The sequence below is a fragment of the Wenzhouxiangella indolica genome (genome assembly GCF_042310355.1).
Classification (GTDB): Bacteria; Pseudomonadota; Gammaproteobacteria; order Xanthomonadales; family Wenzhouxiangellaceae; genus Wenzhouxiangella.
The window spans coordinates 75,253-96,197 of the sequence record NZ_JBHJMR010000006.1; the positions used below are offsets into that span (position 1 = coordinate 75,253).

Annotated in this window: 19 protein-coding genes; 10 read left to right on the forward strand and 9 right to left on the reverse strand. The window is 61.3% G+C overall.

Annotation, left to right across the window (positions count from 1 at the left end; all coding sequences use genetic code 11):
• The first annotated feature begins 262 nt into the window (after window positions 1-262).
• From ACDC67_RS08730 to ACDC67_RS08755, 6 genes are all read left to right on the forward strand, one after another.
• Window positions 263-1,030 (forward strand): bacteriorhodopsin-like, encoded by a 768-nt coding sequence (locus ACDC67_RS08730; protein ID WP_376692354.1) that lies wholly within the window; start codon window positions 263-265, stop codon window positions 1,028-1,030.
• Between the two features lie 70 nt (window positions 1,031-1,100).
• On the forward strand, window positions 1,101-1,997 hold the full coding sequence (locus ACDC67_RS08735) for a polyprenyl synthetase family protein (RefSeq protein ID WP_376692356.1): 897 nt from the start codon (window positions 1,101-1,103) through the stop codon (window positions 1,995-1,997).
• Window positions 1,994-3,520: a phytoene desaturase family protein gene (gene crtI / locus ACDC67_RS08740; RefSeq protein WP_376692357.1), complete on the forward strand. Its 1,527-nt coding sequence runs from the start codon at window positions 1,994-1,996 to the stop codon at window positions 3,518-3,520. Before ACDC67_RS08735 ends, crtI begins: the two co-directional genes overlap by 4 nt.
• Window positions 3,517-4,458: a phytoene/squalene synthase family protein gene (locus tag ACDC67_RS08745; RefSeq protein ID WP_376692359.1), complete on the forward strand. Its 942-nt coding sequence runs from the start codon at window positions 3,517-3,519 to the stop codon at window positions 4,456-4,458. Before crtI ends, ACDC67_RS08745 begins: the two co-directional genes overlap by 4 nt.
• Entirely contained in the window at window positions 4,451-5,602 is a 1,152-nt protein-coding gene (locus ACDC67_RS08750; protein ID WP_376692360.1) for a lycopene cyclase family protein, read from the forward strand. The genes ACDC67_RS08745 and ACDC67_RS08750 overlap by 8 nt, the downstream gene beginning before the upstream one ends.
• Window positions 5,595-6,506 (forward strand): Brp/Blh family beta-carotene 15,15'-dioxygenase, encoded by a 912-nt coding sequence (locus tag ACDC67_RS08755; RefSeq protein ID WP_376692362.1) that lies wholly within the window; start codon window positions 5,595-5,597, stop codon window positions 6,504-6,506. Before ACDC67_RS08750 ends, ACDC67_RS08755 begins: the two co-directional genes overlap by 8 nt.
• A 103-nt stretch (window positions 6,507-6,609) precedes the next feature.
• On the opposite strand, the gene ACDC67_RS08760 is transcribed toward ACDC67_RS08755, so the two are convergent.
• The 9 genes from ACDC67_RS08760 to ACDC67_RS08800 form a co-directional block, all read right to left on the reverse strand.
• Window positions 6,610-6,807 carry a YgaP family membrane protein gene (locus tag ACDC67_RS08760; protein WP_376692363.1) on the reverse strand — a complete coding sequence of 66 codons (198 nt, stop codon included), beginning with the start codon at window positions 6,805-6,807 and terminating at the stop codon, window positions 6,610-6,612.
• A 72-nt stretch (window positions 6,808-6,879) separates the two neighbouring features.
• Window positions 6,880-7,533 carry a Crp/Fnr family transcriptional regulator gene (locus ACDC67_RS08765; RefSeq protein ID WP_376692365.1) on the reverse strand — a complete coding sequence of 218 codons (654 nt, stop codon included), beginning with the start codon at window positions 7,531-7,533 and terminating at the stop codon, window positions 6,880-6,882.
• A 362-nt stretch (window positions 7,534-7,895) separates the two neighbouring features.
• A complete protein-coding gene (locus ACDC67_RS08770; RefSeq protein WP_376692367.1) occupies window positions 7,896-8,555 on the reverse strand; it encodes a transposase in 660 nt (219 codons plus the stop codon).
• Window positions 8,556-8,764: 209 nt separating this feature from the next.
• Window positions 8,765-11,299 carry a M12 family metallopeptidase gene (locus tag ACDC67_RS08775; RefSeq protein ID WP_376692368.1) on the reverse strand — a complete coding sequence of 845 codons (2,535 nt, stop codon included), beginning with the start codon at window positions 11,297-11,299 and terminating at the stop codon, window positions 8,765-8,767.
• A 582-nt stretch (window positions 11,300-11,881) separates the two neighbouring features.
• Window positions 11,882-12,238: a transposase gene (locus ACDC67_RS08780; protein WP_376692369.1), complete on the reverse strand. Its 357-nt coding sequence runs from the start codon at window positions 12,236-12,238 to the stop codon at window positions 11,882-11,884.
• Between the two features lie 168 nt (window positions 12,239-12,406).
• On the reverse strand, window positions 12,407-13,072 hold the full coding sequence (locus ACDC67_RS08785) for a TMEM175 family protein (RefSeq protein ID WP_376692370.1): 666 nt from the start codon (window positions 13,070-13,072) through the stop codon (window positions 12,407-12,409).
• 459 nt (window positions 13,073-13,531) lie between these two features.
• On the reverse strand, window positions 13,532-13,831 hold the full coding sequence (locus ACDC67_RS08790) for a type II toxin-antitoxin system RelE/ParE family toxin (protein ID WP_376692372.1): 300 nt from the start codon (window positions 13,829-13,831) through the stop codon (window positions 13,532-13,534).
• A complete protein-coding gene (locus ACDC67_RS08795; protein ID WP_376692374.1) occupies window positions 13,828-14,094 on the reverse strand; it encodes a YlcI/YnfO family protein in 267 nt (88 codons plus the stop codon). The genes ACDC67_RS08790 and ACDC67_RS08795 overlap by 4 nt, the downstream gene beginning before the upstream one ends.
• Window positions 14,095-14,302: 208 nt before the next feature.
• Window positions 14,303-16,123 carry an ABC transporter ATP-binding protein gene (locus tag ACDC67_RS08800; protein WP_376692376.1) on the reverse strand — a complete coding sequence of 607 codons (1,821 nt, stop codon included), beginning with the start codon at window positions 16,121-16,123 and terminating at the stop codon, window positions 14,303-14,305.
• 140 nt (window positions 16,124-16,263) lie between these two features.
• On the opposite strand from ACDC67_RS08800, the gene ACDC67_RS08805 reads away from it, so the two are divergent.
• From ACDC67_RS08805 to ACDC67_RS08820, 4 genes are all read left to right on the forward strand, one after another.
• Window positions 16,264-16,395, forward strand: coding sequence for a hypothetical protein (locus tag ACDC67_RS08805; RefSeq protein WP_376692377.1), 132 nt, complete (start codon window positions 16,264-16,266; stop codon window positions 16,393-16,395).
• Between the two features lie 113 nt (window positions 16,396-16,508).
• Window positions 16,509-17,336 carry a CmcJ/NvfI family oxidoreductase gene (locus ACDC67_RS08810; RefSeq protein WP_376692379.1) on the forward strand — a complete coding sequence of 276 codons (828 nt, stop codon included), beginning with the start codon at window positions 16,509-16,511 and terminating at the stop codon, window positions 17,334-17,336.
• Between the two features lie 498 nt (window positions 17,337-17,834).
• Window positions 17,835-19,010, forward strand: a complete 1,176-nt coding sequence (locus ACDC67_RS08815; RefSeq protein WP_376692381.1) for a hypothetical protein — start codon at window positions 17,835-17,837, stop codon at window positions 19,008-19,010.
• A 614-nt stretch (window positions 19,011-19,624) separates the two neighbouring features.
• Window positions 19,625-20,641 carry a 3-oxoacyl-ACP synthase III gene (locus ACDC67_RS08820; RefSeq protein ID WP_376692383.1) on the forward strand — a complete coding sequence of 339 codons (1,017 nt, stop codon included), beginning with the start codon at window positions 19,625-19,627 and terminating at the stop codon, window positions 20,639-20,641.
• The last annotated feature ends 304 nt before the right edge of the window (window positions 20,642-20,945 follow it).

Here is a 20,945-nt window from a genome sequence, read left to right on the forward strand (position 1 = left end):
TTCCGCGGCCCGCCGGAGTACGGCGAGGGCACGTTCCCGGCCCGCCGGCTGCTGATCGGGCCGGTAGGATCCCGCCGAACAGCGTGAATGCCCGTTGCGCCCTATAAATCGTGGGTGTCCTGGTTCTTCTTGAAACGTGGCCTGAGGGCGTTGACATTAAATTGACCCCTCTCGAGCGAATCTGCATGCAACAAAAGCAATAAAGCGCAACTACGAGTCGGCCCGGTGCCGATGGAAACTCAAGCTGTTCAGGGAGTCAGACATGGAAGTGACAACCATTGGCCAGTTTTCCCTGGTCTACAACGTTTTCTCCTTCACGGTGGCCACGATGGCAGCGGCGACGCTGTTCTTCTGGATCAACCGATCGCAGGTCGCGCCCGAGTTTCGGACCGCGATCACCATCACGGGCCTGGTGACCTTCATCGCGCTCTACCATTATTGGCGGATCTTCGAAAGTTGGGGTCAGGCCTACGACATCAATTTGGTCGCGGGAACGATTTCGGCATCGACGACTTACGCCTACAACGAGGCTTATCGTTACGTCGACTGGCTGCTGACTGTACCCTTGCTGCTGATCGAGCTGATTCTCGTCATGCGACTGAGCAAGGAGGAGACGATCAAAAAAGGCACTACGCTGGCGTTGCTGGCAGCCGCAATGATCATCCTGGGCTACCCCGGCGAAATCGCCACCAGCGACGGACAACGCTGGTTGTGGGGCATTCTGTCGATGATTCCGTTCCTGATTATCGTCTACCAGCTGTTCGTGGGCCTGTCGAAAGCCATTGACGCCCAGCCCGCCGAGGCCAAGGGTCTGATCAAGTTGGCCCGTAACCTCACGGTCGCCGCTTGGTTCTTCTATCCGGTGGTCTACTTCCTGCCCCTGATCGTTCCGCTCGAAGGCGGCACGCCCAAGGCCATCATCGAAGTCGGCTACTCGGCCGCTGACATCGTGGCCAAGGCGTTGTTCGGCGTACTGATCTACCAGATCGCAGTGCGCAAGTCCGAAGCGCAGGGCTACCAGCCGCAATAATGGCCTCCAGGACTCCCGGCCGGCGTGCGCCGGCCGGGAGCTTTTCCACCGGTCGCCAAGGAGGTCAGTGATGGGAACCGTATCCCGACTGCCCGCGCAGGCGTCACTCGACGCGACCCTGCCGCAGATCGACGACGTCGAAAGCCTCATGCGCCAGCTAACCGGCGCGGACGAAACGAGCGTCACGGGACAAGCCTGCGACCACCACCTGGTGAGCGGCGGTGGGCGAACCCGCGCGCAGCTTGCACTGAGCGTCGGTCAGTGCCTCAGCCTGAATCAACGCCATTGCGTTGCCATAGCGGCAGCTGCCGAGCTTATTCACAATGCCTCGTTGATTCACGATGACATTCAGGACCGATCCCCGATCAGGCGGGGGCGAGCCGCGCTGTGGCAAGCATTCGGGCCTGACGTCGCGCTGGTCATTGGCGACCTCTTTCTGTCGGCCAGCTACGCTGCGCTGCAGCCGCTGCTGGCCGATTCGGCGGATTCGGCTCTCCTGGTTGCCCGAGTCCATCAGGCCATCCACCGCACCATTCGCGGCCAGAACCAGGAGCTCACCCTATCGACACAGCACTGCTCGCTGCCGCGTTACGAGACGATCGTCGGCGGCAAGTCCGGGCCGCTCCTGTCGCTTCCGGTCGAGCTTGTATTGATCGCTACCGATCTCGCGACGCTTGTGCCGAACGTAGAAGCCGGCATGAAAAAGCTGGCCACCACCTATCAAATCCTGGACGACCTGGAGGATGTCGGTACCGACCTCGCCAGCAAAGACGCCGAACAGCACTGCCTCAACATTATCGGCCAGCTCCGGATCCAGCAGGTTTCCGATCCCCACGAGCAAGCGCGCGAACTGGCTAAACTGCGCCTGGAGGAAGCACGACAACGGTTCAGCGTCTTGCCGCAGGGGTGCCAGAACGTGCTCGATGGCCTGATCGAGCGCCTGGCCGCGAAGCTGGAACGGCGATGAGCGCGGGCCACTCACAGGCAGTGGTCATCGGCGCGGGTTTCGGCGGCATGGCCGCCGCCCTGCGTGCACGCGCCAAGGGGTATGAAGTAAAGCTCGTGGATCGCTGCACCCGCCCTGGCGGACGCGCCCAAGTGTTCGAGCGCGATGGCTTTCGGCACGATGCCGGCCCCACGGTCATCACGGCGCCGCACCTGTTCGATGAACTGTTCGAGCTCTTCGGCAAGGATCGCCGTGAGGCCGTCGAGTTCATGCCGGTCGATCCCTGGTACCGCTTCGAGTTCGACGACGGCAGCCGCTTCGACTACGGTGCCGATCTCGAGCAGACACTCGAACAGATCCGGCGCTTCAACCCTGCCGATGTCGACGGCTATCATGGGTTGCTCGAGCACTCACGACAGCTGTTCGAGATCGGCTACGAAAAGCTGGGTGATCAGCCTTTCCATCGAATTCGCACGATGGCAGCCCAGATTCCCGCGCTCGGCCGGCTTCGCGCCGACCGAAGCGTGTGGCAGCTGGTCAGCAAACACCTGCAAGACGACCGGATTCGCCGCGCGTTCTCGATCCAGCCGTTGCTCGTCGGCGGCAACCCGTTCGACACCACGTCGATCTACAGCCTGATTCACTACCTGGAGCGCCGCTGGGGCGTCTGGTTCCCCCGGGGCGGCACGGGTGCCCTGGTCGATGCGCTGGCCGACCTCATGCAGTCAGTCGGGATCGATCTCCAGATGGGACGAACCGTCGAGCGTATCCAGACCCAATCCGGCCAGGTAAGCGGCGTTGAGCTGAGCGACGGCACACACTATCCGGCCGAAGTGGTCATCGCCAACACGGACCCCGGACACCTCTACGGCAGCCTGCTCGATGAAGGGGAGATTCGGCTGCCGGCTCGGATCAAGCGTCGTCGCTCGCGTTACTCGATGGGCCTTTTCGTGCTGTACTTCGGCACCCGGCGCCGCTTCGACGACGTTGCCCACCACACCATCCTCATGGGCAAGCGTTACCGGGGGCTTCTGGACGACATCTTCAAGCACGGAAAGCTTGCCGACGACTTTTCGCTGTATCTTCACCGGCCAACCGCTTCCGACCCCTCATTCGCTCCGGCCGGCTGCGACAGCTTCTATGTTCTCTGCCCCGTGCCCAATCTGAGCGCCGACATCGACTGGTCGGTGGAAGGTCCGAAACTTCAAGTCCGCATCGTCGAGGCACTCGAGGCGCGCCTGATGCCCGGGCTGTCGGAGGTGATGACCGCCGACTTTTTCATGACGCCCCAGGACTTCTCGCACGACTATCTCAGCGAGTACGGCGCCGGATTCTCGATCGCGCCGCTGTTCAGGCAGTCCGCCTGGTTTCGTTATCACAATCGTTCCGAAGGACCCGAGGGGCTCTACCTGGTCGGGGCGGGCACCCATCCGGGCGCCGGAGTGCCCGGGGTCGTGACATCCGCAAAGGTCGTCGAAGGGCTATTGCCCGATCCGACCAGGCAGTCCGACGGCCAGCCACTGGCCCAAGCGAGGGCCCAATGAGTACCCTCACACCGACCCGGCCGGACCTCCCCGTCGACCGCGCCGTTGCCGTGCTCAGACACCACGGTCGAAGCTTCTATTTTGCCGGCCAGCTACTCGGTGGTCGGGACTTCGAGCGCAGTGCGCGGCTCTACGCCTTCTGCCGCTGGCTCGACGACCTGGTCGACGAGGGCCATCCGGCGCTGGCGCGCCGGTATCTCGACCGGGTACGCCGCGACCTGGCACTGCGCCGGCCATCGAGCCGCAACGTTGCCGATTTTCTGGCGCTGTCCGAAGACTGCGACATTCCCCTGTCCGCGGCCCTCGACCTGCTCGACGGCCTTGAACAGGATCTGGGCCACGTTCGCCTCGAGGACTGGGATGAGCTCGTTCGATACGCTTATCGGGTAGCCGGCACGGTCGGATTGATGATGAGCCAGGTCCTTGGTGCGCGCGAGACCGCAGCCCGGCCATTTGCCATCGACCTGGGCATCGCCATGCAGTTGACCAATATCGCTCGGGATGTCCGCGAAGACGCCGAGGCCGACCGGCGCTACCTGCCGGCGAGCTGGGTCGGCGAAATCGAGCCCGTCGACCTCAGGCGCTGCCCGAAGCGCGTCGGCGCCGCCTGCCGCAAGATGCTGGGTCGTGCCGAAACCTACTACGACAGCGGTCTGTCGGGCCTGAGCTACCTGCCCCTGCGCCCCGCGCTGGCTATCGGCGTGGCTGGCCGCGTGTACCGCCAGATCGGCCGGCGCATGCTCGCCCGCGGCGCGAATCCACTGGCTGGACGCACGATCGTGCCCACCTGGCAGAAATGTCTGCTCACGCCACCTTCGGTCATTCGTCAACTGATGCGCGACGACCCCGGCGACCACGATCTGCGACTGCACGAACCACTGGCCGGACTCGATTCCCAGGCGCCCCCTGTCGTGGCCACGTCCAGCCGCCATGAGTGACGTCGACCTGCTCGTCATCGGCGCGGGTTGCGCAGGCCTGGCCCTGGGCCGATCGCTCTGCGAACATGGCGCCCGGGCACCTAGGACCTTACTGCTCGACGCGCGTGAGCGCTACACGGACGATCGCAGCTGGTCGTTCTGGGCGAAACCCGACAACCCCTGGCTCGGCTACGCTCGCGCGCGCTGGTCCGCCTGGGCCATGAGCCGCCGCGGCCACGATACCGTAGTGCAACGACCATCGAAACGACGCTATGCCTGCCTAAGGGCGATCGATTACTACGGGCAGCAAATTCGCCACATCAACGCGTCCTCGTCCGTGGCGCTGCGCCACCCAACGCACGTGCACGGCATAGAACACCACCACGATCACTTTCATGTCGAAACCGATAGCGGGCGGCTCACGGCGCTTCATGTGATCGACACGCGACCTGACGAATCGATTCGCCCGTTGCTGTGGCAGCAGTTTGTCGGGGAGGAGGTTCGCACCGATGCCCCCTGCTTCGATCCGGGCAGCGCTGGCCTGATGCTCGAGATGGATTGCGATCAAGCCGGGTTCATATTCACCTATCTGTTGCCGTTCGGGGTCGATCACGCGCTGATCGAGTCGACGCGTTTTAGCCCGCGCCTACTCGACGCAGAAACCCTTCGGGCCGAAACGCGTTGTGCTACGGAGCGTTTGACCGGCGGCGAGCGCGCCGAAGTCATCCGACAAGAATTCGGCCGCCTTCCGATGGGCCACTGGCCACACAACCGAAGCGTCTCGACCAGGCCCACCCGGGCCGGGGCAGGCGCCGGGGCGCTCCGCTCGGCCAGCGGTTATGGTTTCTTGCGCATGCAAGGCTGGGCGCAGGCCTGTGCTCGTTCGTTGGTCAAGCGAGACCACCCGATCCCTCATCCGCCCGAACCGGCCTGGCGTCGAGCGATGGATCGTCGCTTCCTCGAGGTGATCCGGCGCAACCCCCAGCTGGCGCCTGCGCTGTTCGAGCGCATGGCAAGTCGGCTGAGCGGCGATCGCCTTGCCCGCTTCCTAGGCGACGAGGCGCGAATCGGCGACGTGTTCTCCATGGTCTTTGCTCTGCCGAAGTTGCCCTTTCTGATGCCCGGCTGGACGGCCCGGAGTCAGCTTGATACGTTCGGTGCCTGAGTCCGGGGTTGATCGCTGGCATCGGCTGGCCTGGCTGCTGCTGGTCTCGTTATTGATCGTAGGGTGGCCCTGGCTGGAGACCCTGAGCACCGCTACCCGAGCCGCGCTGCTGGCGGCGCTGGTTGCGGTCTTCGGGCTCCCGCACGGCGCCATGGACCCGCTCGTCGCCCGCGCGGCCGGACTCTGGCACGATGCGAGGCAATTGGCGGTCCATCTGGCCGCCTACATCGGGCTGGCCTCAGCGGTCATTTTCATGTGGTGGCTCTTGCCCGTAATCAGCCTGACGGCGTTCCTGTTCATGTCGGCCTGGCACTTCGGCGATGACTGGCCACGCCTTCCCGGAAACCGTTCCACGCATGTCATCGAAAGACTCCTGGCAGGACTGGGCGTGGTTGGGGCGCCCATCCTGTTCCACCCCGATCGAGCGGCCGAGCTGTTCGCGCTACTCACGCTGCACAGCGACACCAGCCAAGCGATCGCGCTGCTGGTGATGTTGTGGCGCGTGATGGCTGTCGCCGGCATCGCCGGCCTGGCGTGGCTTGCGCTCATCCAGGGGCCCCGAAGACCCGCGGCCATGCTCGAGCCGGTCATGCTGATCGTCGCCGCCGCGTGGTTACCACCGCTGGTCTACTTCGCCATCTACTTCTGCTTTCTGCACAGCCCTCGCCATTTGATCAACGTGGCGCGGGATCCCAGGGTTCACCTCTCACCAGCCGCCGGGGGCGTAATCGTGGGGCTCACGCTACTTACAGTCATGATCGGACTGACGGCCTTCTTCATACTCGGCGATAGCCAGCCCGCGGAAACGCGAGTGCTGCAGGTGGTATTCGTCTCACTGGCTGCGCTGACCGTGCCGCACATGCTGCTCGTAGAACGATTCGCCCACGGCGAAACGACCAGCTGACTGATCAGGCCAGCATGTCGCGGCGATTGGTCAGGGCCTCGAGGAAGACGTCGATTTCATTGCGCAGGTTGTACGGCGCGAAACCGGCCCCGGCCGGGGCTTGTCAGTGCGGCTTGTTTGCCGGGCAGGTGCGAATGCCGAAGGGCATGTAGGCCGGACATCGCCCCGAAAGACCTGTCAGTATCGGGACGAGACCGATCCAGCCCCAGGGCGTCTGCGGACCGAAGAATACGAGGCTGATCAGAGCCAGGCCGGCGATGATGCGGATCGAGCGATCCAGCGTTCCAACATTGCGTTCCATGGCGAACTCCTATTCGTAGTATGGCAACGGTTCCGACTCTACGCTCGGCCGGTGGCGCTGTCGGTGACTTAGTCACACTGGCGGCTCATCGACGATTTCGGCCAGGGCTTGCCAGTCGCGCAGTTCGATGACGCCGCGCTGGAGGCGAAGGTGGCCCTTATCTTCCAGGTGCTTGAGATGCCGTGAGACGACTTCACGCGCGGTGCCGAGCTCGGTGGCGAGTTGCTGATGTGTGAGACGGACGACGTCGCTTCCGTGTCCGGCCTCAAGCAAACACCGGGCCAGGCGGGGCAGCACGGCTCGGTCGGTGTGCGCCTCGAATCGCTGGATCACAGTGGTGAGCCTTCGGCCGAGGCTCTCGAATACGAAGCGCCGGAAGGCCGGCGAGTCGTCGAGCAGTTCTTCGAAAGCAGTGGCCGGTACCACTTGAACTTCGACATTCGTCTCTGTGACGGCATGGGCCGGATAGGCGTCGCCCGACAGCAGGCACGAGGTCGTCAGTACGCAGGTCTGGCCGGGCTCGACCCGGTATAGCGTTGCTTCCCGGCCCGAAGCAGTGGAAACGAAGACCCGCACGCAGCCGGCGCTGACAATGAGGTAGTGGCTGCAGGCCATGCCCGGATGGAACACGGCGCGGCCTGCTTCTAGCGTCTGCTTCTGGGCGACCGCCTGCAACGCGACCGCCCAGTCCGCGGTCGGCTCAGTGCCCTGGCTGGATGCATTCATGCGGCTTCGGCGCCTTGTCGTGTGTATTCGCGAAGCCAAGAATACCTCGTCGCTGACCAGCTTACTGCGTGAATAGGCCATGCCAGCTACGCTGGCGCGATGTCTCTTGTTGGGAATTCAGCCAATAGCGCGGCAGGCTGTAGGAAATGACCCAAAAATCCCCGAAAGAACCAGGACACCCACGAAATCTCTGGCCGAATGGCCAATTTCCCAGGCTGTAACGCTTGGGAATCTCCTGAGAGCAAGGGCAGTGGGGCGCTGAATCGCCCCTAGGGCGCTGGATTTAGGGTCTTGGGCCGAATTAGCCCATGAGGGGCCGCCTGGCGCTGTCGGCTCCGGGCCAGGTCTTGGTCATGAACGCGCTACCAGGGTATAGGCTGCTCTCGAAGCTTCTTGAGTGCGAACTCACCGGAGGTATGCTCGGAATCGCGGAGCGCCTCGCACATGCCGGCACGATCCGGATTGAGATCGACGTAAGCCATGCAGGACAAAACCGCCTGCTCGCCCAGCAGCGCCTGACACTTGAACCGACCCTCCCAGAATCGCCCCGTACAGCCGTCCTCCCGATTGGCCATCCGGGCGATCGGCTCGTTGAGCGCCCTCATGAACCAGCTGATTGAGCCGAGACGCTGGCGGATGACGTTCAGGCGCTCGGTGTTGCCCATGAGGGCGAGCGTGGCTCGTTCCACGCAGGCCGGGTCGTCGCGGTTGCTGATGGATCCGGGAAATACGGCCAGCCAACGCTCTGCGACCTCCCAATCAGACAACCGCCAGGGCGCCTGCGGATCGCTTCGGAGAACCACGTGCGTATGGTTCGACATGACGGCGTAGGCGTACACGGAAACCGCGAAGCTGTCAGCTAGCTTGAAGATCCGATCCTCGATCCACTGTCGACGATGTTCAAAGCTCTTGCCCGAACGCGCATCGACGCCGCAGAGAAACGCGCGGCGCACACACCGGCTAATACAATGGAAGAAGCCGGGTTCCTCGTCGCTGACCAGTTGGCTGCGTGGATAGGCCATGCACCAATGCTGCCACCAGCTCCCGAGCCGACCCATACTTGGATTGCCGTATCGTGCCGTAGGAAAATTTCTACAGATCGTGGGTGTCCTGGATTTCTCCACCGCGCCCTTCCCGCACATGGGGCCGTATGGGAACGGCCCCATGGCATGGCCCCAAATTCAGGGGGGCGGGTTATCTGGTCCGGCTTTGTCCGGCAGCGCCAATAGCACTATTGCGCTACGATGACCTCATAGCGAGGCCTCCCGTAAATCTCTTCGTCGCGGCTCACAGCGATATCGGCATCGCCATCACCATCGGCGTCACCCAGCGCGATATCGGTCGCCCCAACGCCACCCGGCCAGATCCTATTTCTATTGAACGGCATGGGATCGAAATTATTCGTGGCGTCATCGTGTAGGAAAACGCGACTGTTCTCGCCGGCATTTCTAGCGACTGCAACCTCGTCTATCCCGTCACCATCGATATCGGCAAAATCGACACCGACAGCATAATATCTGCTACCCCACTGATCGCCGCCTCGGCGAAGCGGCGCAAAGCCAGCATCGCTGTCATCAAAGATAAAGTACCTTGAGTTCTCGCGTGCATAACGTCCGACGACAAATTCATCGGCGGCATCGTTGTCGATATCTCCGAACGCGATTGCGGTTGCGTAGTAATCCTCTCCCCAATCCGAACCGCCGCTCTCAAGGGTCGATAATTCGCCATCTTCAAGAGCATAAATGTAATAACGCGAGTAGGCGCTGGCGTGACGCGCCACGCCGAGTTCCGCTGTCCCATCACTATTGACGTCGCCAAAGGCCAGAGCGGTGGTGTAGCTACCCGAACCCCAGCCCGCGCCACCACCGTCGAGCTTTGCGAACGGTTGGGCCGCCACGGCGTCGTCGTAGATCATGAAGCGATCATTCTCGCCGGCCCGTCTGCCTACAGCGAGTTCCTCTCGGCCATCCCCATCAACATCGCCGAAGGCTACCGCCGTCGCGTAACTGGATGGACCCCAATCATGTCCGCCGGAATGAAGGAGCGCAAAGCCGGTCGTGGCGTCGTCAAAGACAAAGAAGCGGCTGGAAGAGCCCGCGCGCCGCGCGACCGCGAGCTCGTCACGACCGTCACCATCAATATCGCCGAAAGCCAGGTCTGTCGTATAGGCGCCGGAGCCCCACACTTGTCCGCCGGAGAATATTGCTTCGAAACCAGCTTCAAGGGGCCTGTCGATCACGAAAAATCGACTGTGCTGCTCTGCGCGGCGGCCAACGGCGAGTTCGTCACGACCGTCACCATTAACATCTCCGAACGCAACCGCTGTGGCGGAGTTCTGCTCACCCCATTCCTCACCGAATTCCGGGCCGGGCGCCGTTGGATAGAGCAAGTTGATCGCTTCGATGTCCTGAGAGCTCAGCCCAGCCCGCTGCCCCATCGTCACACCGGCAGGCAACGAGTCTATCGGTTCAATCGTAACGCATTCTGCACCGTCGCAGTCGTCTCGGGAGAAGGCCGTCCGTCCATAGTGCATGATCGATCCGAAATCATAAGGTCCGAGCCCCTGACTATCGCGCTCGATCTCGAAATTGTGGCCCTTGAACCATTGGATCCGATCTTCATGAACGATCACATGCTGCGCCCTGTCCGTTCTGCTCTGCTCGTGGAACACGCCGGCGGCATGGAGGAATTCATGCATCATGTTTCCAATTGTGCAGCCATCGCTCAATCGGATCGATTGCCGCCCGCCTTGCATCCCGATCGATGAGGAACAACCGCTTGCGGGTCGCACACGAACATAGTTTTCATCGCCAGCTTCTCTTGGGCGCACGTTCAGATTGGTATCGTGAGTGAGCTGATCGGCGGCTCGTTCGACAATCCGGCGCTGCGTGAATGCAAGGCGGGAGGAAAGCTCGTAGGGTATGATACCCCCAGGCCAGAGCACATCAAGGTTCGAGACCACGTTGAGCGGCTGGACGACAGTCCCGACATCGCCTTCTTGCGCGACCCCCGAACGAGCTTCCTGTGGCTCCTCTGTCCATCTGTCCAGATCGTCGGCTGCGCCCAGTATGATATCGCCCTCCACAACGGCAAGACCGTCGATGACCTCGTAGAAGATTTCGGTCTCCTCCCAGTCACCGGGAAGTACGATTTCAATCGAACGGACATCTCCTCGCTCCCCTGGCCTGTAGCGTTCTGCAGTGTGATCGTAATCATCCAGTTTCAAATCAAACGGAAGCGGCGCTATTCCGGAGGTAAGCAAGTCGTCGGAAACTACACGCCGGCGGGAATCACGCCAGATTTCGCCATCAACGAAAACTTCGGCGTCCTCCGAGTCTGACAGATCGATCGCAACAATCTCACCATAGATATGGAAGCCAACATTGCCAGTGCTCACGAAACCCGAGGCCTTGTTGCGTCCGGTTACGGAATCATCAGCCTTGCTCTCCACATCAATCTCACCTAGACGGCCCTCTACAGCTGCAATACGACCGTCGACTTCAATCTTGTATCGCGTACGTTCACCACTTCCAGCGATGACGACCACATGATCGGGCTTGTTGATCTCCCGAATATCGGGAAGCGGCCTGATTGTCTGATCGGACCGTGCCGTCTGGGCATTAGCGGGAAGACCGGCAAGTGCCCAAGAAAGCCCTACAACAATGCAATAAAGAATTGTCCAAAAGTTTAGAATAAACATAATAATATCATCCCCGTACAGTGTGTAAAAAGTAGGAGCACCCCACTCCCTGACTTCCAGATGCATCCGAACCTCGCCAGGCATCTGTTTCGAAACTGGCCAAAAATGTGGTGAAACCTGGGGTACTCAAGATTGGCAGGAGATCTCCTACGCCTGTCCACGACCTCCCTTGCGAGAATCGTGAGCACGCTGGTCGGTAGCTTCTGTCCGATAGTTGCTCGGATCCCGCGGCGGCAAGTCAGTAGCCGCGGGTCCAATACGTGTTGCTTGCGCTGCCAGTGGAAGCAGATATCCTATTGCCATAAGGAGCACCCTGTTGATTCTAAGAGGACTTCACCGTCCGCCCACTTTCTGTACAGCTCCTATGGCGCTGTCGATCGTGGTTCAACGTGACAAGTCAGCGAGCTCTCATGTTCGCACCGGCGGACCTGGCATCCAGTCAGCGATCTTCGTCTTTAGTCGTAGGAGATAATGCCGCTCTCTTGTAGGAATATTCCTACAGGGAGAAGAACCAGGACACCCATCATTTTTGTAGCCGCATCGGCGGCTTTCGGGTTGGGGGATCTTCGGATCAGCTGAGGAGGGGGCCGGAAAGTGGCGCGAATTGGGCGGTCGGGCGCTTCGTTGGGGGTCTTGCGCCTAATTCGCTCACTGGCTTGTGGCCGTCGTCGCCTGGGCCGGGGAGTCGTGGTTGCTGATAGACCCCGGGAATACTGCCATCCAACGCTCTGCGACCTTCCGATCGGACCACTGCCAGGGCGCTTGCGGGTCGCTGCGGAGAACCACGTTCGTATGGCTCAACATGGCGGCGTAGGCGTACACGGAAACTGCGAAGCTGTCAGCCAGCTTGAAGATCCGAGATTCGATCCATTGACGCCGATGTTCGAAGTCCTTGCCCGATTGTTGGTCGATGCCGCACAGAAACGCACGCCGGACGCAACGGCTCACGCAATGGTAGAAGCCCGGCTCCTCGTCGCTGACCAGTTGGCTGCGAGGATAGGCCATCGGCCAATGTTGGCCTCGAACAGGTTCCCTTGGCATCCGGCGAATGTCGTGAGGATCGGTAGGAAATTTCCTACAAATCATGGGTGTCCCGGATTCCCGATCCAGACCTTGCTGAATGCCTCTCGGTTCTTGCCGCTGCTTGATACACGACGTGACCCCGCTGCCTTTTCATGACCGCGGCCCGAAGCGACGTTGCGCGGCGCGGCGTGCGATTCCATCGTTGATCGGGCTGAATATCGCGAGCAGTAAGAAAAGGAAAGGCACCATCGAGACATGGGCATCCGGAAGCACCCATATCAAAGCCACAATGACCATTGAAAAGACCACTGGAAACATCCATCGAATCACCTCGGTCCAGGTATCGAAGGCTTCTTCCTTGCACATCGCCAGGGCGTCGCGCAGTCGCCAGGCGTGCCAGTACAGACCGGCCATGATCGAGCACAACAAAATGAAGCCGAGACCGTATAGCGAGACCAGCACGCGAAACTGGTGGAACGTTTCGAACTCGAACGTCGAGGGCAGCCATCCCCCACTGAAAAAGGAAAAACCACTTTCCATCAGGATTTTCAACGGGTAAACGTAGATCATGACCATCATGATCAAAGCAAAGGTCAGAATGACTGAGGGCAGGTCCTCGAGGCCGAAGCGATCGCTCCAACGCTGATGCCCGTACCAGAAGAACAGGATGATCAGCATGCTGCCAGCAAATGCCGGCGCACCTTGCAACGCCACGACCAGCTCGTCATAGTTGGACGGCACTTTGTCGATCGAGATCGCCAGCAAGGCAGCGGAAAAGGCAAAAGCCGCATCGGTAAAGGTTTCGAGCCGGGTCATTTGTGCCCCCCGGCGAGGGAATCTGGACGCGTTCATGGGAGTCATTCTGGCACCGCAGCCCCATCAGGCCAAGATGCCAGAAGTCATTTCAGCAAAGAAAAACCATGGCACCGTGAATTCCTGCCGAGTTCCCTGGGCTTCCTATTCGAAGCGATCCGAGAACAGCGCATCGACGACTCCAAGCGCACCTCTGGCTACGCTGAATAGTTCATGGACTTCTTCGATGTCCTGGTCAGCTCGATAGATGATCCAGTTACTGTTTGGGCTGAACTGGAAATCGAAGACATCTCCGTCAATCACCAGCGGTGCGTTCAGTTTGACGCTGTCACCACCCGCGAGCGGTACGCCGTATAGTTCGAACGTGCCGGTCCATCGACATTAACCTTGCCCTGATGACTTTGTGTCGAAATATTGTGGTAATTCGTATCTTGCGTGTCCTGGAGTTTGCTCTTTAGCGAACTACAGGTAGTCCTCTTCTCGCTGGTGACGCACGGCGAGCACGGTCACTGTTTCGTGGGTCTCGACTTCGAACAGCGCAACATAGCCAGATTGCCCGAAGGAGATCAGTAGTTCGCGCAGAAACGGGTCGCCATCATCAGCCCGCCGACAGGAGAACGGAAACTCTTCCAAGAAACCGAAGGCACGCTCGATGATACTGAGCGCCTTTTCGGCTGCCCGAACATCTTCCTGTAGCAGGAAATCGTAAAGTCGCTCGAGATCTGCCCGCGCCTCGGACGTAAAGCGAACGCGGTAACTCATTTCTTGCTTCGAGCGGCCTCGAGCTTGGAGCGCAAGGACTCCATGACCTCATCCTTTCCGGCGTATTGTCCAGACGCCAATGCGGCATCACGCGAGGCCAGTCCACGAGCGATAAACTCCCGCTGCATCTTCCGATGCTCGATCTGCCGCCTGAGGGATTCCTCGACAAAGCCACTCAGCGACTCTCCGTCGCGAAGCACGCTTTCCGCGTCCTGGCGGAGTTCCGGCGTCACCCGAAGCGGTGGAATAGTGGCTGATTTCATCTCAGACAACCAAGTGCATTGCATTAGCGATGCATTCTACGTCACCCTGTCGACCCACGCAAGATTCCAGAGGAAACCCAGGCATCCTTGATTCTCTGGAAATCTCCGACATCCCGACGCGCCGAGTCACCAATTGGAATGATCGCTACCTTCCAGCTAGGTATATTGTGAGTGTCCTGGATTCCGGTTGCGCAGCGCCGCCTGCGGTCTAGCGGTATGCGGCGGCCTGCAGCTCGAACAGGGTGGCGTACTGGCCGTCGAGCGCCATCAATTGTTCATGGGTGCCGATCTCGGTGATGCAGCCCTGGTCCATCACTGCGATCAGGTCGGCCTGGCGTACGGTCGAGAAGCGATGCGAGATCAGGATCAGAATGCGGTTGCCGGCCATCGCCTGGAAGTGCTGGAACACTTCAGCCTCGGCTTTGGCATCCATGGCTGCCGTGGGTTCGTCCAGGATCAGGATGTCGGCATGCTCCCGCATGAAGGCCCGGGCCAGCGCGATCTTCTGCCATTGCCCGCCGGACAGCTCGCGTCCGTCCTTGAACCAGCGGCCCAGTTGCGTTTCGTAGCCCTTCGGCAGGTCGCGGATGAACTCGTCGGCCAGGCCTTTGGTCGCAGCCGTATGCCATTTCGATTGGTTCTCGAACTCTTCGACGTCCCCGGCACCGATGTTGTGGCCCACCAGCCACTGGTAGCGCGCGAAATCCTGGAAGATCACCCCGATGCGATCCTGCAGAGCCCGTTCATCCCAGTCGCGCAACGAGTTTCCGTCGAGCCGGATGTCCCCGCTTTCGAGTTCGTAGAGGCCGGCGATCAGCTTCGTCAGCGTCGTCTTGCCGGACCCATTTTCGCCGACCAGCGCCAGGCTCGTACCGGGTTCCAGCTTGAGGTTGATGCCATCGAGCGCCAGGGTGTCGCTGCCCGGATAGCGGAAGGACAGATCCACGATCTCGAGCCCGCGGCCGGGGGCCTCGCCCTGACTGACCTTGCCTTCGCGCGCGCGCACCGGCTGCTCGAGAAATTCGTACAGGCTGGTCAGGTACAAATGGTCCTCGTACATGCCGTTGATCGCGGTCAGGCTGGCACTGACGGCCGACTGACCTTGCTTGAAGACCATCATGTACATCGTCATCTGGCCCAGCGTCAGGCGCCCGGCCACGGTCGCCAGCACCACCCAGGCAAACGCGCCGTAGAGCGCCAGGGTGCCAACCAGGCCAAGTCCGAACGCCCACCAGCCGCGGCGGATGGTCAGCTTGCGGTCCTCGCGGAAGATTTTTGTGAAGATGGCCTTGTAGCGCTGGAGCAGGGTCGGCGCCAGGTCGAACAGCTTGACCTCCTTGGTGTAGTCCTCCCGCGCCAGCACCGATTCGAGGTACATCATTTCGCGCGTTTCGGGCGAACGCCACTGGAACAGCCGGAAGGCCTGACCGGCAAATTTGGCTTCGGCCAGGAAGGCCGGCAGGCCGCCGGCGATCAGCAACAGCACCGCCCACGGCGAGAACGCGAACAGCAGGCCGCTGAAGCTGACGATGGCAATCCCGTTCTGGATCACGCCGAAGGTCTTCTGAACCAGCGAAAGCGGTCGCGTGGAGGCCTCTCGCCGGGCGCGGGTGAGCCGGTCGTAGAACTCGGCGTCCTCGAGCTGGGCCAGTTCCATTTGCTGGGTCTTTTCCAGGATCATCACGTTGACCCGGTGTCCCAGACGCGCGCGCAGCAGGTTGTTGCAGATATTGAGCGCCGTCTGGGAGGCGGCCATCGCGGCCACTAGCAGCGCCTCCAGCGAGAGCCAGAACCACACCGCGTCGGTCAGCGTGTTGTTCTGGATGGCGGCCACCACGCTGTCGACCAGCCACTTGCCGACATAGGCAATCGAGGCCGGCAGCAGGCCGGCGACCAGCGTGAGAAACGCCAGCGCCACCGTGAGCCACGGGCTGGTCGCCCAAACCAGGGAAAGCGCGCGCCGGCCATAGGTGGCCAGCGGCCGGATCTGGGTGAATATGCCGGGCGGCTGATCAGGCTCGCTGCTCATGGAACCAAGTGTACGGGAGCATCAGGTCCGGGCCGTGACGAAAACCAGGACACCCATCATTTTTGTAGCCGCATCGGCTGCTTTCGGGTTGGGGGATCCTCGGGTCAGCTGAGGCGGGGGCCAACACGATCTCGCTGCTGATGCCGGTCCTTGCGGCCACCTCGATCGCCACCGAAGTGTCGCCCGAACTGCTGATGGTGCCCGCGGCGCTGATGATCAATCTGATCGCGGCGGTGGTCATTACCGCGGTTGTGATGGTCCGGTTCGGGTGAAGACTGCGTGGCGGTCAAGCTTGGTAAACTGGTGCGTCACCAAGTCGATGCCCCCTCGGTGATATACCGATGTCGCGGCCATTGCATGCAGTCATACGCCACGGGAGACAGCCATGAACGAGGCCCCCCAAACTTCCTTCAGAGCGGAGCTCAAGTTTCTCGCCGACCTGTCCCAGCCGCTGGTCTATGTGCCGTCCAAGGGCGGTGGCGACCAGACCGAGCATGTGGGCAACTACCGAAACCACGAGGTCGAAATCCATGATGCCCGGCGGGCCTTGTCGGGAACGGATCTGGATCGGGAGGGCTTTGTGCTCGTGTCGCACGAGAGCGCCGTCGATGACTTCTACGATGACGATGCGCTGCAGTCGATCTATCATCCTGAAATGATCGAGCTGCTCAAGCGACGCACCGGCGCGCAGCGGGTCGAAATCTTCGACGACACGCGGCGAAGCTCGACCGTTTCCAGTCAGCAGGCGCACGGCACGCGTGATCCGGCCAATATCGTGCATAACGACTACACGCATGATTCGGGGCCGCGTCGTCTGAGTGATTTCTTCGGCGATTCGCCAGAGGAAGCCGAAAAGCTCCGGCAGGGACGCTTCGCGATCATCAACGCCTGGCGTCCGATTGGCGAGCCGGTCGTCGACCATCCGCTGGTGCTGTGTGATGCGCGCACGGTCGGGGAGGGCAATCTGGTTCCTGTCGAGCGACGCGGCGAGGACCGGATCGGCGAACTGCAGGTCGCGCTGCACGATCCGCGACAGCGCTGGTACTACTACCCGCGGATGGATCGCGACGAAGTCCTGTTCTTCAAGACGTACGACTCGGCGACCGATGGCACGACCCGGTTCACGCCCCACTCCTCCTGCAAGGATCCGCGGGCGCCGGACGATGCCCCGCCGCGGGAAAGCCTGGAGACGCGTTGCCTGGTTTTCTATTGACGCCGTTTCGTCGTCGATGGCGCGGCTCGGGTCTGCGGCGTTCCAGCCATGACGTGTAGGAAATCTCCTACAAACGCGGGCGACATTTTCCGACCTGCGCGTCGACCGGTGCGACTTAGCAGAATTCGTGGGTGTCCTGGTTTGTCTCTTTGGTTTTTCAGGCTGAGATTCCCCTGTTATTGATCCAAAGCAACTGTCATGGAACTGGGTGGTGTTAGCTTGATGATGTCCGCACCGGGCATCTTGACGGTTGACAGCCTTGAGTCATGGTTGCAGCCGGTTTCGCCAGATGTGCAGAACATTATCTGAATCAATGGGGTATATGCCGTGAGAGTTCCGTTTGTTGCGCTAAAAGTGAGTGCCATGCTTGGCCTGTTGGTATCGAGTCTTGCCGGCGCTTCCTGGGAAGCGCCTGAGTTGATGGCCTTGGACGTTGCCGATGGTGCTTCGAATGTCCGCATTGCGGCCGGGGGCTAGGGCCTTCTCACCGTGGTATGGATGCAGCAGGAGGGTACCATCACACGCGTTTATGCCAATCGCTGGGATGGCGAGGCCTGGTTGGATGCCGAGATGATCAGTGGCGAGACGGGCAGGGCGCTGCGTGTCGAGCTGGACATGAACGATGCCGGTGAGGCGTTGGTGGTGTGGACCGTCTACGAGGAGTCAACCAACCGCATCTATGGCACGCACTGGAACGGCGCGAACTGGTCTCAGCCAGGGCTCGTCAGCCTTTCCACCGCCGGGACGGAGCCTGATGTGGCGCTCGATGAGTCGGGCAAGGGTGTTGCGGTGTTTCAGCAACACGACGGCGCATTTCGCGTCTATGCGAATCAGTGGAGCGGTACCGACTGGGGCATTCCCGAACCGATAGATGCGACTGCAGACTTCAATGCGCAGGCACCGCACGTCGATATGGACGGTTCCGGCAATGCGATTGCCGTGTGGCAACAGCCCGATGGCGACGGCTCGAATATGCGGGCCTTCGCCAACCACCTGACCAACGGCAACTGGAATGGCGCCGTGCGGCTCAGCGCAGGTCTCGAGCAATCCAGCTCCTCGGTTGCCATCAGTATGAACGATACCGGTCATGGCCTCGCCATCTGGCGTCTCAGCGATGGTGCAAATCGACGAATCCAGACCGCTCGGTTTGATGGTTCGGCATGGTCTGGGGCGTTATCGATTGACCCGGGCTCTCAGCGGTTGACTGACCCTAGAATCGCTCTGAGCCAATCGGGTTCCGCGCTGGCGGCGTGGCGCCTTGATGAAGATAACGAGAGGCGTATTTTCGTCAGCGATTGGGACAGCACGAGCTGGACGGCGGCCGTGGCTGTCGACGACGGTCTGGACCCGAACATCTCCAATGTTGAGTTGGCCACGGATGATGCAGGCCGGGGGATGGTGAGCTGGAATCAGACTGATGGTAGTCGAACACGGGTGCATGTCGCACGCTGGAACGGAAGTAGCTGGTCTTCGCCTGACCTGGTCGATGCCGGTACGTATGCCACCTACTGGGCCGACGTTGCGATGGATGATGTCGGAAACGGCGCAGCGGCCTGGTTGCAGTCAGAAGACCTCTTCCGCGTCTACGTCGCGCGCTATTCGATCGATCCTCTGTTCTCCGATCGATTCCAAGCCGAGCCGAGCAATTCTTCCAGCCAGTCTTTGCGGCACTGATCGGGGGAAAACCGGAAAGACCAGGACACCCAAGCGCCTCGGCCGACCCGATTGCCCGGTAGTGCGGCTCTCGGTGCTTTGAACGCGCCGCATCCACTCGCGGGGATTGCTGGCGACGCTCCATAGCCCCTCGGGCGGTGCTTCCTCGGCGGCGGAAAGCTTGCCGCGCTTTTCAGGATGGGCCTGGAGCCCGGGCCAGCGACAGGCTTCAGTGCCTTTTCCCTAGATTCTCGGCCGAGGACCTTCCCAATTGGGGATCGAGCCGACTCGAGGCGGTGCCGGACGGAGGTGTGTTCTGAATCGCGCAGCCTCTCGCACAGGTCCCTTGAGGGCCCGGAAGGCGACGTCGAGGCGTTGCTGATGCAGTGACGTCATGCGGACCGATCATGCCATCGGTGGCCGACGCGAAAATTGAACTCACGAATCCTTCACCTGCCGAGACAGGCCAGCAACTCCCGTTCGGTGCGTCGACGGGCCAAGGATACGCGGATCGATAATGGGTGTCCCCCGCCCGCTTCGGTTAGCATGGGTGCCGGGTAGTCGCCCGGGCTACGACACCGACAACACCTGTTCACCGCAGCCTGTGCGGGCTGCGCAGCCAAGAGTTTCCGCCAATGCATTTCAACAACGTCGTCATCCAGTCCGTGGCCGCCGTGGAGCCGCCGATCCGTCTCGGCTCTGCAGAGATATCACAGCGCCTCAGACCCACCATGGATCGTCTGGGTATTCGAGAAGGTCTGCTGGAGGAAATTTCGGGTATCAAGTCTCGAAGGCTGTGGGAAGAAGGCACCCGGATATCCGATGCCGCCACGCTTGCGGCAGAGAAGGTCATCGAACAAAGCGGTGTTGACCGCTCCGGCATTGGCGTGCTCATCAGCACCTCGGTGTCACGGGACTTTCTCGAGCCGTCGACGGCCTGCGTGGTGCATGCCAACCTGGGCCTGGCGCCCGACTGCCTGAACTTCGATGTGGCCAATGCCTGCCTGGGCTTTCTCAATGCCATGGATATCGTGGCGGGTATGATCGAGCGCGGGGAGGTGGATTACGCGTTGATCGTTGACGGCGAATCGAGCAGGCAACTCATCGACGCGACCTGTGAACGGTTGCTGGATTCGGCGGTCGATGAAAAGCAGTTCCGCGCCGAGTTTGCTTCCCTGACCCTCGGGTCGGGCGCTGTCGCCATGGTGATGTCGCGCGGCGACCGGGAGGGGGAAGGCCACAGCTACCGCGGCAGCGTCACCCGTGCGGCCACCGGCTACAACCATCTCTGCCAGGGCGATATGGAACGCATGTACACGGACACCCGCACGCTGCTGGGCGCGGGGCTGGAACTTGCAACGCAAACGTTCGATGTCGCGCGCGCCTCGCTCGGCTGGGTCGAAAGCGAGCTTGACCAGTTTGTCATTCACCAGGTCAGCAAGGTGCACACCGAGTCCCTGGTTCAGGTGCTGGGGCTGGACCCTGAAAAGGTCCACGTGATTTATCCGGATATGGGGAATGTCGGCCCCGCCTCGGCACCGATCGTGCTGGCGCAGGTCGCCGAGGCCGGCAAGCTCGAAAAGGGAGACCGGGTCGCCCTGCTAGGCATCGGCTCGGGGTTGAACTGTTCCATGGCCGAGATCGTCTGGTAACGCGGTCCGGAAAACCAGGACACCCACGAATCTGTCTCCCAAAATGGCGAGAAGCGGGACCCAGGGCCGGTCCGCCCATGACTTGTAGGAGATCTCCTACGGACGCAGGCGACATTCTCCGGCCTGCGCGTCGACAGGTGCGACTTGGCGGAATTCGTGGGTGTCCTGGTTTCGCTGGTTTCGGTGCTGGTTTTGCTGCTGTTCGGCGCTGACGGGCCGGCCTCTGCGGTTTCATTGGTCGGAGATCGCCTTGTAGCGAGGGCCTTGGGTGCTTAACCGTACAGACCGCCATGTACATCAAGGC